The sequence below is a fragment of the Streptomyces sp. YKOK-I1 genome, assembly GCF_054660435.1.
The window spans coordinates 2,674,764-2,691,678 of record NZ_BAAGDR010000001.1 but is presented as its reverse complement, the minus strand read 5'-3'; the positions used below and the strand labels follow the sequence as shown (position 1 = coordinate 2,691,678).

Annotated in this window: 12 protein-coding genes and 1 riboswitch; of the genes, 3 read left to right on the top strand and 9 right to left on the bottom strand. The window is 73.8% G+C overall.

The annotated features are described in order from the left end of the window. Nucleotides 1–9 precede the first annotated feature (9 nt). From cobI to ACYQ8Q_RS11470, 9 genes are all read right to left on the bottom strand, one after another. Nucleotides 10–759, bottom strand: coding sequence for a precorrin-2 C(20)-methyltransferase (cobI, locus tag ACYQ8Q_RS11510; protein ID WP_460064204.1), 750 nt, complete (start codon nt 757–759; stop codon nt 10–12). Further along, complete coding sequence (locus ACYQ8Q_RS11505) at nt 744–2,132, bottom strand: cobyrinate a,c-diamide synthase (protein ID WP_460064203.1); 1,389 nt, start codon at nt 2,130–2,132, stop codon at nt 744–746. The genes cobI and ACYQ8Q_RS11505 overlap by 16 nt, the downstream gene beginning before the upstream one ends. Then, nucleotides 2,126–2,725: a cob(I)yrinic acid a,c-diamide adenosyltransferase gene (gene cobO, locus ACYQ8Q_RS11500; RefSeq protein WP_460064202.1), complete on the bottom strand. Its 600-nt coding sequence runs from the start codon at nt 2,723–2,725 to the stop codon at nt 2,126–2,128. The genes ACYQ8Q_RS11505 and cobO overlap by 7 nt, the downstream gene beginning before the upstream one ends. Further along, nucleotides 2,725–4,728, bottom strand: coding sequence for a putative cobaltochelatase (locus ACYQ8Q_RS11495; protein ID WP_460064200.1), 2,004 nt, complete (start codon nt 4,726–4,728; stop codon nt 2,725–2,727). The genes cobO and ACYQ8Q_RS11495 overlap by 1 nt, the downstream gene beginning before the upstream one ends. Beyond that, a complete protein-coding gene (gene cobN, locus ACYQ8Q_RS11490) occupies nt 4,725–8,378 on the bottom strand; it encodes a cobaltochelatase subunit CobN (RefSeq protein WP_460064199.1) in 3,654 nt (1,217 codons plus the stop codon). The genes ACYQ8Q_RS11495 and cobN overlap by 4 nt, the downstream gene beginning before the upstream one ends. Next, on the bottom strand, nt 8,375–9,865 hold the full coding sequence (locus tag ACYQ8Q_RS11485; protein WP_460064198.1) for a cobyric acid synthase: 1,491 nt from the start codon (nt 9,863–9,865) through the stop codon (nt 8,375–8,377). The genes cobN and ACYQ8Q_RS11485 overlap by 4 nt, the downstream gene beginning before the upstream one ends. Further along, nucleotides 9,862–10,803, bottom strand: a complete 942-nt coding sequence (locus ACYQ8Q_RS11480; RefSeq protein WP_460064196.1) for a cobalamin biosynthesis protein — start codon at nt 10,801–10,803, stop codon at nt 9,862–9,864. Before ACYQ8Q_RS11480 ends, ACYQ8Q_RS11485 begins: the two co-directional genes overlap by 4 nt. Before the next feature lie 116 nt (nt 10,804–10,919). Further along, nucleotides 10,920–11,062: riboswitch (cobalamin riboswitch) on the bottom strand. A gap of 156 nt (nt 11,063–11,218) precedes the next feature. Continuing rightward, nucleotides 11,219–11,440, bottom strand: a complete 222-nt coding sequence (locus tag ACYQ8Q_RS11475; protein WP_460064194.1) for a hypothetical protein — start codon at nt 11,438–11,440, stop codon at nt 11,219–11,221. A gap of 34 nt (nt 11,441–11,474) precedes the next feature. Then, nucleotides 11,475–12,725 carry an inorganic phosphate transporter gene (locus ACYQ8Q_RS11470; protein WP_460064192.1) on the bottom strand — a complete coding sequence of 417 codons (1,251 nt, stop codon included), beginning with the start codon at nt 12,723–12,725 and terminating at the stop codon, nt 11,475–11,477. A 230-nt stretch (nt 12,726–12,955) separates the two neighbouring features. Between ACYQ8Q_RS11470 and ACYQ8Q_RS11465 the strand changes: the two genes are divergently transcribed. The 3 genes from ACYQ8Q_RS11465 (at nt 12,956) to ACYQ8Q_RS11455 (ending at nt 16,878) form a co-directional block, all read left to right on the top strand. After that, nucleotides 12,956–13,612 (top strand): class II aldolase/adducin family protein, encoded by a 657-nt coding sequence (locus ACYQ8Q_RS11465; protein ID WP_460064190.1) that lies wholly within the window; start codon nt 12,956–12,958, stop codon nt 13,610–13,612. A 522-nt stretch (nt 13,613–14,134) separates the two neighbouring features. Next, the gene (locus ACYQ8Q_RS11460; RefSeq protein ID WP_460064188.1) at nt 14,135–15,271 is read left to right on the top strand and encodes an alpha/beta hydrolase; all 1,137 of its coding nucleotides are present in this window, start codon (nt 14,135–14,137) and stop codon (nt 15,269–15,271) included. Nucleotides 15,272–15,441: 170 nt separating this feature from the next. Further along, nucleotides 15,442–16,878: a hypothetical protein gene (locus tag ACYQ8Q_RS11455; protein WP_460064187.1), complete on the top strand. Its 1,437-nt coding sequence runs from the start codon at nt 15,442–15,444 to the stop codon at nt 16,876–16,878. The last annotated feature ends 37 nt before the right edge of the window (nt 16,879–16,915 follow it).

The window sequence follows — 16,915 nt, the reverse complement described above, 5'->3', positions numbered from 1 at the left end:
CGACCGCTCTCACAGCTTGCCGCCCCGCCCGCCCTCGCGCCGCGCGGGCGCGATCAGCGTCGAGAGGTAGGGCAGCGGCTCGCCGTCCAGCTCACCGGCCGGCCGGATGGACTCCTCCGCGAGCCCCAGCGCCGACCCCCACACCGCGTCCTCGAGCCGCCCGGTCTCCCGCAGCGCCTCGGCGACCTCGGCGGCCTGCCGCCCGAACTTGTACGCCACGACCGTCCCCGGCCCGGTCAGCGCGTCCTTCAGCACGGCCGAACCCGCGGTCACCGGCACCAGCGTCAGCGGCTCGGTGCCCTCGGTGAGCACGGCGCCCGAGCGGGCGGCGAGGTCCTGCATGGCGGTGATCCCCGGGACGGTCCCGATCTCCGTCCCCGGCACCAGCTCGGCGATCGTCTGCGCGAGATAGGTGAAGGTGGAGTACACGTTCGGGTCCCCGATGGTCGCGAAGGCCACGGACCCGTGCCGCCTCAGCAGCGCGGCGACCCGCTCCCCGGCCGCGTCCCAGGCGGCCTCCCGCCGCCCCCGGTCGGTCCGCTCGTTCAGCGCGAACACCACGCGGACGACCTTCTCCGGCGCCACGTAGTGCAGCACGGTCGCCTCGGCACGACCACGCTCCCCGGTGTCCATGACCGGCACGACGACGACATCGGCGGCCCGCAGCGCGTTGACCCCCTTCACGGTCACCAGCTCCGGATCCCCGGGACCCACCCCGACCCCGACCAGCCTGCTGCGCTCGCTCATGACGTCCGGCACCTCTCCACGAACCTACGGGCCACACCGGGCTCGGCCGCCCAGTGCGTGTGCAGATAACTCGCGTGCACACCTTGTTGTACGAAGCCTTCGACGCGGCGGGCGGGGGCGCGCAGGCCCCACGCGGGGCTCTCCCCGGCCCCCGGCTCCACGACGGTCCGGTGGAACTCGTGCCCCCGCATGCGCGTGCCGGCCGGCGCCAGCACACTGTCGCTCACGGCGACCGCGTCCCGATAGCCGAGGGTCAGCCGCTCCGACATCCGCGCGGTGGCGTCCAGCACCCCGCACATCGGCCGCCCGTCCAGCTCCCGGCACAGATACAGCAGCCCCGCGCACTCGGCGGCGACGGGCGCGCCGGACGCCGCGAGCGCGGCGACCTCCTTGCGCAGGGGCTCGTTGGCCGACAGCTCGGCCGCGTACACCTCGGGGAACCCGCCCCCGACGACGAGCCCGGCGGTGGCGTCCGGGAGTTGCTCGTCCCGCAACGGATCGAAGACGACGACATCGGCACCGGCGGCGGTGAGCAGCTCGACCTGCTCGGCATAGGAGAAGGTGAAGGCGGCCCCACCGGCAACGGCGACGACAGGTTTCTCGTCGGCCCGCTTCTCACCCGACCGAGACGGGTGGCCGTGGGTGGGCAAGCCGGGGGTCCAGGGGGCGGAGCCCCCTGGTACGGCACCAGCACCCCGGGCAAGCGCCTCCAACGCCGCAAGATCACACCCATCCGCAACCTGCGCGGCCATGGAAGCAACAGCCTCGACAGCAGCGCCCTGCCGTTCGGCAACAGGAACCAACCCGAGATGGCGAGAAGGCGTGGCCACCTGCGGCGCCCGCCGCAACGCACCGAGCACCGGCACCCCCGCCGACTCCAACGCCTCCCGCAACAACGCCTCGTGCCGGTCCGACGCGACCTTGTTCAGGATCACGCCCCCCACCCGCACCTCTGGATCCCAGGAGACGAACCCGTGCACCAGCGCCGCCACCGACCGCGACTGCGAGGACGCGTCCACGACGAGCACCACCGGCGCCCCCAGCAGCTTCGCGACCTGAGCGGTGGACGCCAGTTCCCCCTCGCCCGCCGCGCCGTCGTACATCCCCATCACGCCCTCGACGACGGCGAGGTCGCACCCGCGCGCCCCGTGCAGGAACAGCGGAGCGACCAGCTCCGGCCCGCACAGGTACGCGTCGAGGTTGCGCCCCGGCCGCCCGGTCGCGAGTGCGTGATACCCGGGGTCGATGTAGTCCGGCCCGACCTTGTGCGGGGACACGGTGAGCCCCCGCGCGGCGAACGCGGCCATCAGCCCCGTGGCGACGGTGGTCTTGCCGCTGCCGGACGACGGCGCGGCGATGACCAGCCGGGGTACCGCAGTCACCACTCGATGCCCTTCTGGCCCTTCTGGCCGGCGTCCATCGGGTGCTTGACCTTGGACATGTCGGTCACCAGATCGGCGAACTCCACCAGCTTCTCCGGAGCGTTCCGCCCGGTGATCACGACGTGCTGGGTGCCGGGCCGGTCCCGCAGCACCTCGACCACCTCGTCCGTGTCCACCCACCCCCAGTGCATCGGGTAGGCGAACTCGTCGAGCACGTACAGCCGGTACGTCTCGGCGGCCAGGTCCCGCTTGACCTGCTCCCAGCCCTCCCGGGCCTTCTCCTCGTTGTCCATCTGCGCATCGCGCTGCACCCAGGACCAGCCCTCGCCCATCTTGTGCCAGTCGACGGTGCCGCCCTCGCCGGAGGCGCCCAGCACCCGCAGCGCGTTCTCCTCGCCGACCTTCCACTTCGCCGACTTGACGAACTGGAACACCCCGATGGGCCACCCCTGGTTCCAGGCCCGCAGCGCGAGCCCGAAGGCGGCGGTGGACTTCCCCTTCCCGATCCCCGTGTGCACGACCACCAGCGGCCGGTTACGGCGCTGACGCGTGGTCAGACCGTCATCGGGCACGACACTCGGCTGTCCCTGCGGCATTACGCGGCCCTCCTCGAACGACTGTGCACGTCCTTCACCAGTCCGGCGATCGAGTCCGCCCGCAGCTCGTCGAGCGTCACCGCCGTCCCGCCCAGCTCACCCGCGAGCCGTCCGGCGAGCCCGAGCCGCACCGGCCCCGACTCGCAGTCCACGACGACGGACGCCACGCCCTCGGCGGCGAACAGCCGGGCCGCCCGCCCCGCGAGCGCCAGCGGCTCCGGACCGCCGGTGGCCCGCCCGTCCGTGACGACCACGACGAGCGCCCGCCGCGCGGGATCGCGCAGCCGCTCCACGCGCAGCACGTCGTGCGCCTTCAGCAGTCCCGCGGCGAGCGGAGTACGGCCCCCGGTGGGCAGCGACTCCAGCCGGGCCGCGGCGGCGTCCACCGACGACGTCGGAGGCAGCGCGACCTCGGCCGCCGCCCCCCGGAACGTCACCAGCCCCACCTTGTCCCGCCGCTGATAGGCGTCGAGCAGCAGCGACAGCACGGCCCCCTTCACGGCGCTCATCCGCTGCCGCGCCGCCATCGACCCGGAGGCGTCCACGACGAACAGCACGAGGTTGCCCTCACGCCCCTCCCGCGTCGCCTGCCGCAGATCGTCCCGGCGCACGACGAGCCCCCGGCCGGACCGCCCACGGGCCTTCTGGTGCGGCGCCGCGGCCTGCACGGTCGCCGCCAGATGCAGCTTGGTCAGGGCCCCCTGGGGCCGCCTCGCCCCCGTGGTCCGCCCGTGCTCGGTCCGCGCCCGCGAACGCCGCCCGGCCGCGCCCGCACCGATCCCGGGCACACTCAGCGCCTTGGTGCGGAACGGTTCGGCCGCCCGTACGGCGGACTGCTCGCCCGCCCCCGACGCCTGCGGCTCACCGCCCTCCCCGGCCTCGGGCCGCGCACCCGTGTCACCGCCCTGCGGACCCTCGTCCGGGGCCGGCTGTCCACCGCCTCCGCCCGGCCCGTCGTCGTCCGGGTCGGGGTCGGGGTCGGGGTCGTCCGCGCCGCCGAACTCCTCCAGCGTCTCGTCGAGCTTGTCCTCGTCGAGTCCCGGCGCGTCGAAGGGGTTACGGCGCCTGCGGTGCGGCAGGGCCAGCAGCGCCGCCTGCCGGACGTCCTCCGCGAGCACATCGGTCCGCCCGGCCCAGGCCGCCAGCGCGGTCGCCGTCCGCGCCATCACGATGTCGGCCCGCATCCCGTCCACCTCGAAGGCCGCGCAGGTCGCCGCGATCTGCCGCAGCGCCCCGTCGCCGAGCCGCACCGACGGCAACAACTCCCGCGCGGCGACGATACGTTGCCGTACAGCCGTCTCCTCGTGCGCCCATCGCCCGGCGAATCCGGCGGGATCGTCGTCGTAGGCCAGCCTGCGCCGTACGACCTCCACCCGCTGGTCGGGCTCGCGCGAGGCGGCCACCTCCACGGTCAGCCCGAACCGGTCGAGCAACTGCGGCCGCAGCTCGCCCTCTTCGGGGTTCATGGTCCCGACGAGCAGGAAGCGGGCGGCGTGCCGGACGGACACACCCTCGCGTTCGACGTACGACGCCCCCATCGCCGCCGCGTCCAGCAGCAGGTCGACCAGATGGTCGTGGAGCAGGTTGACCTCGTCGACGTACAGGATCCCGCGGTGCGCGTCGGCCAGCAGCCCCGGCTCGAAGGCCTTCACGCCCTCCGCCAGCGCCCGCTCGATGTCCAGCGCGCCCACGAGCCGGTCCTCCGAGGCGCCCACCGGCAGCTCCACCATCCGCGCCGGCCGGGTCTCGAACGCGGGCTCGTGCGGCCCGTCCGGGCAGCCGGGGTCGGGGGCGCCGGGATCGCAGGAGAACCGGCAGCCGACCACGACCTCGAGCGGCGGCAACAGCGCCGAAAGGGCACGCACGGCCGTCGACTTGGCGGTGCCCTTCTCCCCGCGCACCAGCACCCCGCCGACCGCCGGTGACACGGCGTTCAGCAGCAGCGCGAGCCGCAGGTCGTCCTGGCCGACGACGGCCGTGAACGGAAAGGGGATGCTGCTCACTGGTCGCCCTCCAGGTCGCCTTCCAGCTCCAGATACGTGGCCCGCAGCCGCTCCAGGGTGTCGGCGTCCGGTTCCGCCCACAGCCCGCGCTCGGCGGCCTCCAGCAGGCGTTCGGTGATCCCGCGCAGGGCCCACGGGTTGGACTTCTTCATGAAGTCCCGGTTCTCCGGCTCGAAGACGTACTCGGCGCTGAGCTTCTCGTACATCCAGTCGTCGACCACGCCCGCCGTCGCGTCGTAGCCGAAGAGGTAGTCGACGGTCGCCGCCATCTCGAAGGCGCCCTTGTAGCCGTGCCGGCGCATGGCCGCCATCCAGCGCGGGTTGACCACCCGGGCACGGAACACCCGGTGCGTCTCCTCGCCCAGCGTGCGGGTCTTCACCTGGTCCGGAACGGCGGAGTCGCCGACGTACGCCTCGGGGCTGGCACCCGTCAGATGCCGCACCATGGCGACCATGCCGCCGTGGTACTGGAAGTAGTCGTCGGCGTCGACGAGGTCGTGCTCACGGGTGTCGACGTTCTTGGCGGCGACGGCGATCCGCCGGAACGCGGTCTCCATGTCCCCGCGCGCCGCCCGCCCGTCGAGCCCGCGCCCGTAGGCGTAACCGCCCCAGACGGCGTACACCTCGGCGAGGTCGGCGTCGCTGCGCCAGTTGCGGGCGTCGATCAGCGGCAGCAGACCCGCCCCGTACGCCCCCGGCTTGGAGCCGAAGACCCGGGCCGTCGCGCGCCGCCGGTCGCCGTGCGCGGCGGTGTCCTCGTCGGCGTGCGCCTTCACGAAGTTGCTCCCGGCCGGCTCGTCCAGCTCGGCCACCGTGCGCACGGCGTCGTCGATGAGGCCCACCACGTGCGGGAACGCGTCCCGGAAGAAGCCGGAGATACGGACCGTGACATCGATGCGCGGCCGGCCCAGCTCGGCCGGGGGGATCACCTCGAAGCCGGTGACCCGGCGCGAGGCGTCGTCCCAGACGGGACGGCAGCCCAGCAGGGCGAGGATCTCGGCGATGTCGTCGCCCTGCGTCCGCATGGCGGAGGTGCCCCAGACCGTCAGACCGACGGACTTCGGGTACTCACCGGTGTCCTGGAGATAGCGCTGCACCAGGGAGTCGGCGAGCGACTGCCCGACCTCCCAGCTCAGCCGGGACGGGATCGCCTTGGGGTCGACGGAGTAGAAGTTCCGGCCGGTCGGCAGGACGTTGACCAGACCGCGGGTCGGCGAGCCCGACGGGCCGGCCGGGACGTAACCGCCGTCCAGCGCCTTGAGGACGTGCCCGATCTCGTCCGTGGTCCGCGCCAGCCGCGGCACCACCTCGGCGCAGGCGAACTCCAGCACCGCTACGGCGGCCGGGAGTTCGGTGCCGAGGACGTCCCGCACCAGCGGCCGGGCGGCCGTGACGTCCCAGCCGCGCGACTCCATGCCCTCCGCGACCCGCCGGCACAGCTGCTCCAGCAGATCGATCGCGTCGGCCGCCGTGCGCGCCGGACCCTCGACCAGGTCCGACAGCTCCACGGGCACCTTCACCGGCGCCCCCGGCTCGGCCAGCAACTCCTTCTCGACCAGCCCGAAATGGGCCGCGAAGGACGCCCGGAGCCCCGGCAGCGCGTTCGCCTGCCCGCCCCACACCTGCGAGGCCCGCAGCACGGCGAGCACCAGGTTCACCCGCGCCTCGTCGACCGGGCCACCGCCCAGGATGTGCAGACCGTCGCGGATCTGCACGTCCTTGATCTCGCACAGATAGCCGTCGATGTGCATGACGAACTCGTCGAAGTCGTCCTCGTCCGGCTGCTCGTCCACGTGCAGGTCGTGGTGGAGCTCGGCCGCCTTCACCAGCGTCCAGATCTGCGCCCGCACCGCCGGCGCCTTCACCGGGTCCAGGTCGGAGACCAGCGCGTACTCGTCGAGGAGCTGCTCCAGCTTCGCCAGGTCGCCGTAGGTGTCCGCCCGGGCCATCGGCGGCACCAGATGGTCGACGACGGTGGCGTGCCCGCGCCGCTTGGCCTGGGTGCCCTCACCGGGGTCGTTGACGATGAACGGGTAGATCAGCGGCAGATCGCCGAGGACCGCGTCCGGGGCGCAGCCGGGGCCGAGCCCGAGCCCCTTGCCGGGCAGCCACTCCATCGTGCCGTGCTTGCCCATGTGCACGACCGCGTCGGCACCGAAACTGTTCTCCAGCCACCGGTAGGCGGCCATGTAGTGGTGCGACGGCGGCATGTCGGGGTCGTGGTAGATCGCGATCGGGTTCTCCCCGAAGCCGCGCGGCGGCTGGATCATCACCACGACGTTCCCGAACTGCAGGGAGGCGAGGACGATCTCGTCCCCGTCGACGTAAAGGGTCCCCGGCGGCTCACCCCACGCCTCCAGCATGCCGTCCCTGAGCTCCGGGTCGAGCTGGTCGAACCACACCCGGTAGTCGGCGAGCGGCACGCGGGCGGGCGCGGCGGCCAGCTGCTCCTCGGTGAGCCACTCGACGTCGTGACCACCGGCGCTGATGAGCCGGTGGATCAGCTCGTCGCCGTCGTCGGGGTGCCCCTCGACGACGTATCCGGCGTCCCGCAGCGCGTCCAGCACCCGTACCGCCGACGCGGGCGTGTCCAGCCCGACCGCGTTGCCGACCCGTGAGTGCTTGGTCGGGTACGCGGTGAAGACCAGCGCGATCTTCTTCTCGCCGTTCGGCTTGTGCCTCAACTGCGCGTGCCGTACGGCGATCCCGGCGACGCGCCCGGCCCGCTCGGGGTCGGCGACGTACACCGGGACCCCGTCCGGTCCCTGCTCCTTGAACGAGAACGGGACGGTGATCAGCCGGCCGTCGAACTCCGGGATCGCGACCTGCATCGCCGCGTCCATGGGGGAGAGGGCGGCGTCGGACTCGTCCCAGGCCTGCCGCGAGGAGGTCAGGCACAGGCCCTGCAGGACCGGGACGTTCAGTTCGGCGAGCGCCCCGATGTCCCAGGCCTCCTCGTCGCCGCCCGCCGAGGCCTGCGAGGCGTGCGTGCCGCCCGCGGCGAGCACGGTGGCGACCAGGGCGTCCGTCCCGCCGAGGATCTCGTACAGCTCCGCGTCCGCCCCGCGCAGCGAACCGCAGTACACGGGCAGCGCGTTGGCCCCCCGCGCCTCGATCGCCTCGCACAGGGTGTCCACGAACGCGGTGTTGCCGCTCAGCTCATGGGCCCGGTAGAAGAGCACGCCGACGGTCGGCCGGCCGCTCTCCTGCGGACGGGGGCCGTGGACGCCGTACTCGGGCATCTTCCGCGGCTCGACGAACCCCTCGCCGGTCAGCAGCACGGTGTCCGAGAGGAACCGGGCGAGTTCGGTGAGGTTGTCGGGCCCGCCCTCGACCAGGTACCGCAGCGCCTCGGCCACCACACCGGCCGGCACCGACGACTCGGCCATCAGCTCGGCGTCCGGCACGCTCTCGCCGCCCAGCAGCACGGTCGGGATCCCGGACGCCTTGAGCACGGCCAGCCCGTCCTCCCAGGCCCGCTTGCCGCCGAGCAGCCGTACGACGGCGAGGTCGGCGCCGTCCAGGAGACCGGGCAGCTCGTCCGTGACGTCGACGCGGGTCGGGTTGCCGATCCGGTAGCCGGCGCCGGTGGCGGCCCGGGCCGCCAGCAGATCGGTGTCGGCGGTCGACAACAACAACACAGTGCTCATGCGGGCGCTCCCGGTGGAATGAAAGGCAGTCCTTGCGGCGCGCCCGACTCGATGAGCCGCATGAGCGCGTCCGTGTCCGCGTGCTGTTCGATCAGATCGCCGAGCCGGTCGAGCTGCTCCTCGCGCAGCGCGGCGAACGAGGTGTCCGGGGCCGGCACGAACCGGCGGCCCGCGGCGGCCGCCACCTCGCGCAGGAACGCCCGCCGGAACCCGTCGGACTCCAGCGAGCCGTGCCAGTGCGTGCCCCAGGTCTGCCCGACCCGGCAGCCGTCCAAGAAGGCTTCGCCGCCCTGGACGTCGGCGACCCCGTGGTGGATCTCGTATCCCGAGACCGGCTCCCCGAGTGCCTCCCCTTCCGGCCGGGCAAGGATCTTCTCGGGGGCGAACCTGACCCTCAGGGGCAGCACCCCGAGGCCTTCGACCTGCCCCCGACGGCTCTCGACCTCGTCCTCGATGTGCCGGCCGAGGATCTGGAAGCCGCCGCAGATGCCGAGAACCGGGCGCCCTTCCGCGGCTCTGCCGACGAGGGCGTCGGCGAGCCCGCGCTCGTGCAGCCACTCCAGCGCGCGGACGGTCCCGCGCGTCCCGGGGACGACGACGAGATCGGCGTCGGCCAGTTCCTCCGGCCGGTCCACGAACCGCACGACGACACCGGGTTCGGCGGCGAGCGCGTCGACATCGGTGAAGTTCGACATGAGCGGGACCGCGCACACGGCCACCCGCAGCACGTCCTCGCCGACCGGGGCGGAGGCGCGGGAGTTCCGGACCCCCATCCCGTCCTCCTCGTCGATCCCGAGCCCGTGCCGGAAGGGCAGCACCCCGTAGGTCCGCCGCCCGGTGAGCCCGTGGAGCATGTCCAACCCCGGTTCGAGCAGCGAGACATCCCCCCGGAACTTGTTCACCAGGAACCCGGCGACCAGCCGCTGGTCCTCCTCCGACAGAAGAGCGACCGTCCCGAAGAAGGAGGCGAAGACACCCCCGCGGTCGATGTCCCCGACGACCAGCACGGGCAGCCCGGCATTCCGGGCGATCCCCATGTTGACGATGTCGGTGCGCCGCAGATTGATCTCGGCCGGACTCCCCGCCCCCTCACAGATCACCGCGTCATACGTGCCCCGCAGTTCTGCGAGACACTCCAGCACCGTCCCGAGCAGCTGCCGCTGCCGCCCCCCGTGGTAGCCCCGCGCGCTCAGCTCGCCCACCGGCCTGCCGAGCAGCACCACCTGACTGCTCTGCTCGCCACCGGGCTTGAGCAGCACGGGATTCATCAGCGCGGTCGGCTCGATGCGGCAGGCCTGCGCCTGCATGGCCTGCGCCCGCCCGATCTCCGCGCCCTCGCGGGTCACGAAGGAGTTCAGCGACATGTTCTGCGCCTTGAAGGGCGCGACCTTGACCCCCTGGCGGACCAGCCACCGGCAGATCCCGGCCGTGACGACGCTCTTGCCGGCGTCGGAGGTGGTGCCGGCGACGAGGAGACCCCCGCTCATGACCTGTGCCCCCTTGCGATGAGGCGCCCGGCGACACAGACGCCGAGCGCGAGCAGACCGACGCGCCGGGAGAGCCGTACGGCCCGCTCGATGTCGCCCGTGGCGACGGCGCGTCCTTCCCCGTTGAGCACCGGCCGGTGCTCGACCCGGCCCCCGTACGACAGCGTCCCGCCCAGCCGCACCCCGAGGGCCCCCGCGAACGAGGCCTCGACGGGCCCGGCGTTGGGGCTGGGATGCCGGTCCGCGTCCTGCCGCCAGGCCCGTACGGCCCCGCGCGGATCGTCCCCGGCCAGCGCGGCGAGTACGGCGGTCAGCCGTGCCCCCGGCCACCCGGCGAGGTCGTCGAGCCGGGCCGAGGCCCACCCGAACCGCCGGTAACGGGCGGATCGGTGACCCACCATCGCGTCCAGTGTGTTGACGGCCCGGAACCCGAGCAGCCCCGGCACCCCGCCCACCGCGCCCCACACCAGGGCGCCCACGACGGCGTCGGAGGTGTTCTCCGCGACGGACTCCACCACGGCCCGCGCGATCCCGTCGGCGTCGAGAGCCTGCGGGTCCCGCCCGCACAGATGCGGCAGCCGGGCCCGCGCCGCCTCGACGTCCCCCGCCTCCAGGGCCCGCCCGACGGTCCGGGCCTCACGGACGAGCGAGGTCCCGCCGACCACGGCCCAGGTGGCGGCGGCGGTCAGGACGACGGAGGCGGTGGGGGAGCGGCGTACGGCCCTCTCGGCGGCGGACCCGAGAGCGACCGCGCCACCCGCGCACACGGCGGTGTGCAGGGCGCCGCGTCCCCGGTGGTCCCGCCACAGCAGCCGCTCCACGGCACCGGCGGCCCGCCCGAACGCGGCGACCGGATGCCCCCGGCGGGGATCGCCGAGGAGCAGGTCACCGAGGAGGCCGGCAGCGGCGCCGTACGCGAAGACGCGATCGGCTCGCATCGGCTCAGCCGGCCGTGGGGGCGGGCAGCGATCCTGGGCTGTACCTGAGAGCCGGGCGGACTCCCGAACGGCAGGCGAGCATGGCGATATGTCCTCACTCAGGGTGTCCACGCCCTGGTTCGACGAGACCGGCGGCGAGAGTTCCTGGCTCCCGGGGCTACCTACCCCGGTGACAGTGGCGGGACCGCGCCGGATTCTCACCGGCTTCCTCTTCTGCCGCCGTACATGGCCCCGGCAGTCCACCACGCCCCTGGAAGGGCCGTCAACTTGCCGTTGACCTGCACGGGGAGAGTGTGCAGAACCCCACACGGGGGTGGTTCGCGAGGTCCTGAGGAGAGGTCATGCAGAGAGGTCATGCAGAAGGGGTGCGGGACGGCGATCCGTCCCGCACCCCTTCGGTGGTCGAGCAGATGGGTCAGGCGACGATCAGGGAGATCCCGTACGCCACCGCGGCCGCGCACGCGGCGAAGCACGCGTACGCGCCGGTGACCGCGAGAGCGGCGGAGCCGCCCTCTTCGGAGGCCCGCTCCTGGCGGGACAGGCCCATGACGCCGAGGGTGAACAGGGCCACGAGGGCCACCGTGATCACGAGGCTGACGCCGAAGACGGAGCCCAGGGCCGCCCAGTCGATGTCCATGCTGATTCTCTTCCTTCGTACCGGGTGGGCGGGCTCAGGCGGCCGGAGCCGTCGGCTCGGTCGTGGTGGTGGCCGTGGCGGCCGGGGACGGGATGGTGGCCGCCAGGTTCTCGGCGACCGGGTGGGCCGGGGGCACGGCCACGGCGGCGATCGCCGTGGTCACCACGCCGGCCGGCTCTGCGTGGTCGTGGTCGTTGACGTTGGTGTGGTCGACGACCTCGCGGCGGGAGATCTTCCAGATCGCCGCGCTGGAAGCGACGAGGAAGACCAGGACCAGGCCCGTGCCCCAGTCGCCCAGGCCGGTGACGGACTCGGCCAGCGCGCCCACCAGGGCGGCCGCCGGGAGCGTCAGGCCCCAGGCCACGAACATCCGGGTCGCCGTCGACCAGCGGACCACACCGCCCTTGCGGCCCAGGCCCGCGCCCATCACCGAACCGGAGACGGAGTGCGTGGTGGACAGGGAGAAGCCGAGGTGGGAGGAGGCCAGGATGACCGTCGCCGCGCTGGTCTGGGCGGCGAAGCCCTGCTGCGGCTGAAGGTCGGTCAGGCCCTTGCCCATGGTGCGGATGATGCGCCAGCCGCCGAGGTAGGTGCCGAGCGCGATGGCCATGCCGGCGGAGAGGATGACCCAGGTGGGCGGGTCCGAGTCGGGGGCGACGGCGCCGCCCGCGACCAGGGCCAGGGTGATGATGCCCATCGTCTTCTGCGCGTCGTTCGTGCCGTGCGCCAGGGAGACCAGGCCGGCCGAGGCGATCTGGCCCGCGCGGTAGCCCTTCGCCGCGGCCTTGCCGTCGGCCTTCCTGCCCAGCGTGTACGACAGCCGGGTGGCGAGCATCGCGGCGACGCCCGCCACGATCGGGGCCGCGACGGCCGGGATCAGGACCTTGGTGACCAGGACGTCACCGTGCACCGCGCCCAGGCCGGCCGAGGCGATGGTGGCGCCGATCAGGCCGCCCATGAGGGCGTGCGAGGAGCTGGAGGGCAGACCCACCAGCCAGGTCAGCAGGTTCCAGAGGATCGCGCCGACCAGGGCGGCGAAGATGACCTCGGGACGGATGCCGGTCTCGTCGACGAGACCCTTGGAGATCGTGTTCGCGACCTCCACCGAGAGGAAGGCGCCCACAAGGTTCAGCACGGCGGACATGGCCACCGCGACCTTGGGCTTGAGTGCACCGGTCGAGATGGTGGTGGCCATCGCGTTGGCGGTGTCGTGGAAACCGTTCGTGAAATCGAACGCGAGTGCGGTGACCACCACAATCGCGAGGATCAGCGAGAAGTTTTCCATTTACCCAGGCAATCGTTCGAAGTCATTGGTTTGTTGAAGGTAGGTAACCTGGGTAAACGGAAGGTGAACTGAGGGGGGCGCGAGGGTGTCCGAATGTGGTCGTCGTCACTACGTTCGCACGCCGCCCAAGCGCGACCGGGCCGCCGCCCCCGCCGGCTCCCCCCGAAGAGACGCTTCTCACGCGGCGGCCTCCGGTGCCGGGCGGTCGCGCCCCCTGGCAGGATCGGGGCATGGGTGAACAGCTGAGCGACGAACGTCAGGCCTGGGCGGCGCTCGTGGCGACGGCCCGCCGCACCGTCGCCGACGGCCTGGTCGTCGGCACCTCCGGCAACGTCTCCGTACGGGTCGGCGACACCGTGCTCGTCACCCCTTCGGGCGTGCCCTACGACCGCCTCACCCCGGACGACGTCACCGGTGTCGACCTCGACGGCCGGCAGGTGCGCGGCACGCTCGTGCCGACCAGCGAGCTGCCCCTGCACCTCGCCGTCTACCGCCGCACCGACGCCCGCGCGATCGTGCACACCCACGCCGTGCACGCCACCGCCGTCTCGACCCTCGTCGCCGAGCTCCCGACCGTCCACTACATGGCCGGCGCCCTCGGCGGCCCCGTCCGGGTCGCCCCCTACGCGACGTACTGCACCGAGGAGTTGGCCGAGCACGCCCTGCGTGCGCTGACCGACCGCACCGGCTGCCTCCTCCAGAACCACGGCACCCTCACCTACGGCGCCACGCTCGACCAGGCGTTCGACCGAACGGCCCAGCTGGAGTGGATGTGCCACCTCTGGCTCACCGCCTCCTCGGTCCCCGGCCACACCCCGACCCTCCTGACAAGGACCCAGATGACAGAGGCAGCCACCCGCCTCCAGAACTACGGCCAACAGCCCTGAACACCTTCTCCACCCCGCCCGCCACCTCCCCACCCAACGACGTCGCCCCGCCGACTTCTCTTCTGGCGGCCGCTTCTTCCCGCCGCGACGGCGCTCAGCCGCGACGGTGCCCATCGGCGGTGCCGAACCTCCCCGCGCCCTCGCCGCCTCAGCCCGGCCGCCCTCTGTCCGTCTGGTGGCTTCGCCCCGCTGCCCTCTCTCCGGCCGGTGGCTTCGCCCCGCTGCCCTCTCTCCGCCGGTCATTTCGTCCCGCCGACTTCTCTTCTGGCGGTCGCTTCTTCCCGCCGCGACGGCGCTCAGCCGTGATGGAGCCCATCGGCGGTGCCGAACCTTCCCGCACCCTCGCCGCCTCAGCCCGGCCGCCCATCGCTCCAGCCGCTGACTTTGTCCCGCCGTCCTGACTCCGGCCGGTCGTTTTTTCCCGCCCCGACGGTGCACGTCGGCGGTGCCGAACCCTCCCGTACTTCCACCGCCACCCCGCCCCCGCTGGCCGTCAAGAGGAATGGCCAGGACACTGGACGGGTGCGCACTGTCACCGCGACGGCCGCCGCCGTCACCGCAGCCCTGGCCGCCGGCGCCGCCAGTGTCGCCGCCGGCCGGCTCGCCAGCGACGCCGCACTCAAGGCGCCGCCCGGCCGACCCCTGCCCACCGAACCCCGGCTCACCGTGCACGGCACCGCCGCCGGCCAGGTGACCCTCACCCGGCACCTCGCCACCCTCCGCCCCGGCACCTACGGCCTCGCCGGCGACGGCTCCCACGCGGTCGTCGGTCCCGTCCTCACCGGCGCCGCCCACTCCGCCGACACCGTCGTCCGCCGCCTCGAACAGGTGACGCACGGCACCCTCGACCCCGGCGACGCGGTCTGGCTCACCCCCAACCTCTACGTCGGCACCCCGAGCGGCACCCTGGGCCTCGACCACGCCGACGTCGACGTCCCCGGCGAACTCGGCAACCTGCCCGCCTGGTTCGTCCCCGGCGCCCGCCGCACCTGGGTCATCGCGGTGCACGGCCTCGGCACCACCCGCGAACAGGCCCTGAACCTCCTCGGCTTCCTGCACCACCGCCGCTTCCCCGTGCTCGCCCTGTCCTACCGCGGCGACCTCGGCGCCCCCCGCCCCACGGACGGCCTCAACCACCTCGGCCAGACCGAGTGGCGCGACCTGGACGCGGCGATGCGCTACGCCGTCCGCTACGGCGCCGAGCGCCTCGTCCTGCTCGGCTGGTCCACCGGCGCCACCATGGCCCTGCGCGCCGCGGCCCGCTCCGGGCTGCGCGACCTCGTCTCCGGACTCGTCCTGGACTCCCCGGTGCTGGACTGGCAGTCCACCCTGCGCGCCCTCGCCGCCGCCCGGCACACCCCCGGCGTGCTGCTGCCGCTCGCCGTCCGCGCCGCCCAGGGCCGCACCAGTCTGCACGCCACCCCCGACGGCCACGGCGACGACATCGCCGACCCGGCCCGGCTGACCGTGCCGACCCTGATCTTCCACGGCCCCGACGACACCGTGGCCCCCTGGCACGTCTCCCGTCGCCTCGCCGCCCGCCGCCCCGACCTGGTCGCCCTCCACACCGTCGCCCAGGCCCCGCACGGCGCCATGTGGAACGCCGACCCCAAGGCCTACGAAGAGGCCCTCCGCCGCTTCCTCACCCCCCTCAGCTGAACCGCGCGGCACCTCCCCACCGCACCGGTCCCGAAGGTTCCGTTTAAGCCCGTACCACTGGCCTGAACCCGTCTCCTCGCCGCTCCTCGGACCCCGTGCGTTGGCCAGTCCCGTCGCCCGCGGTGACATTCCGTTTGGGTTTTCGGACCGTCAACCGGAAGACTGCACCCGTGACGTCCCGTATCCCGCGCGACTCCAGGCTTCGACTCGTCCGCCCGCGACCCCTGGCCGCCGCCCCCACAGCTGTGAACCAGCGGCGCCCGCGCCGCCCCGCGCCCCGCCCCCCGGAGGGCACTCCGGCCCCGGCGGAGCTGGCCAGAATGGCACGCTCAGGTCTGGCCGCCGCGGCCCGTGTCGCGCGCTGGGCCGACGGCGTCCTCGGCCCCGGCGGTGACGCCGCGACCGCCGACGGCAAGGCCACGCTCTCCGGCCAGACCGCCGAACGCGCGGCCCGCGATCTGGCCCTGACCCCGGATCAGGTCCGCCACGACTGGGACACCGCCCGGCTGGCGGGCCTCGTCGAGGTGCACGGCGACAGCGCCCGCCCCGGCTGGCGGCTGCGCGCCTGGGACCGCGACGACACCGCCGTCCTGCGCGGCTGGGTCGCCCTGTTCGACGCCTGGTCCCTCGCCACCCCGGAACCCGCCGAGGAGGAGCCCGCGGCCGTCGCCGAGGTCGTCTCGGCGATGCCCCAGGTGCTCTCCTTCCTCCAGCTGTCCGCCGGGCCCGTCCCCGTGGACCAGCTCCTTGACCTGCTGCGCCAGCGCGTCACCGAGCTGCGCACCGAGCGCTGCGAGGTCCCCTACGCCGCCGACGCGGCCGGTCCGCCGGCCCCCGCCGCCCCCGGGCCCTCCGCCGACGCCGACCCGGCGGAGCCCGCCCGGGACGCCGAACTCGCCCCCCTGCTCGACTGGGCCCTGCACGCGCTCGCCTCCGTGGGCGCCCTCACCTGCGGCGACGGCCAGGCCACCCTCACCCCGCTGGGCAACTGGGCGGTGTGGGTCAAGCTGGAGCAGATCTGCGTGGCCGCGCAGAGCCCCGCCGGCAACATCGAGCAGGCCGCGGAGGACATGCTCCGCGGCTGCGCCCAGCTGCGCCCCAACGCGGCCCGCGCCGAGTACCGCGCCTGGCTCGCCGCCCGTCCCGTCGGCAGCGCCGTCACCGAGCTGCTCGTCGCCGCCCGCGGCGAGGACGCCCTGCTGCGCGGCCTGGCCTTCGAGGCGCTGCGCGTCGTGGGGGCCCCCGCCGAGCCCGATGTGCGGGCCGTCGTGGAGGTGGCCGCGCTCAGACCGTACGCGCTGCTCTGGCTGGCCGAGCACGACGGCGTCGACCCCGAGGACGCCCACGAGGTGCTCACCCGTGAGGAGGCCACCTGGCTGTGGGTCGACACCGCCGCCGCGGTCGCCGACCACGGCGAGGCCCCGATGCTGGTCCGGCACCTGGAGTCCGCGCTGCAGCCGACCGTGCCCGCGCTGCTCGCCGAGGTGCGCGCCGTCGGACACCCCCGCACCGTGCAGGTCCTGGTGGCGCTGGCCGCCGCGCACCCCGACCCGGCGCTGGCCAAGGCCGTCCGCCGGGCCGCCTTCCAGGTGCACACGGGCGGCTGAGCCGACCCGTGTCCGGGGCCTTCCGGGGCCCCGGGCC

Coding starts and splice junctions, on each gene's coding strand:
- cobO (WP_460064202.1), bottom strand. CDS start 2,725: ATGCCGCAGGGACAGCCGAGTGTCGTGCCCGATGACGGTCTGACCACG.
- cobN (WP_460064199.1), bottom strand. CDS start 8,378: ATGAGCACTGTGTTGTTGTTGTCGACCGCCGACACCGATCTGCTGGCG.
- ACYQ8Q_RS11485 (WP_460064198.1), bottom strand. CDS start 9,865: ATGAGCGGGGGTCTCCTCGTCGCCGGCACCACCTCCGACGCCGGCAAG.
- ACYQ8Q_RS11480 (WP_460064196.1), bottom strand. CDS start 10,803: ATGCGAGCCGATCGCGTCTTCGCGTACGGCGCCGCTGCCGGCCTCCTC.
- ACYQ8Q_RS11475 (WP_460064194.1), bottom strand. CDS start 11,440: ATGGACATCGACTGGGCGGCCCTGGGCTCCGTCTTCGGCGTCAGCCTC.
- ACYQ8Q_RS11470 (WP_460064192.1), bottom strand. CDS start 12,725: ATGGAAAACTTCTCGCTGATCCTCGCGATTGTGGTGGTCACCGCACTC.
- ACYQ8Q_RS11465 (WP_460064190.1), top strand. CDS start 12,956: ATGGGTGAACAGCTGAGCGACGAACGTCAGGCCTGGGCGGCGCTCGTG.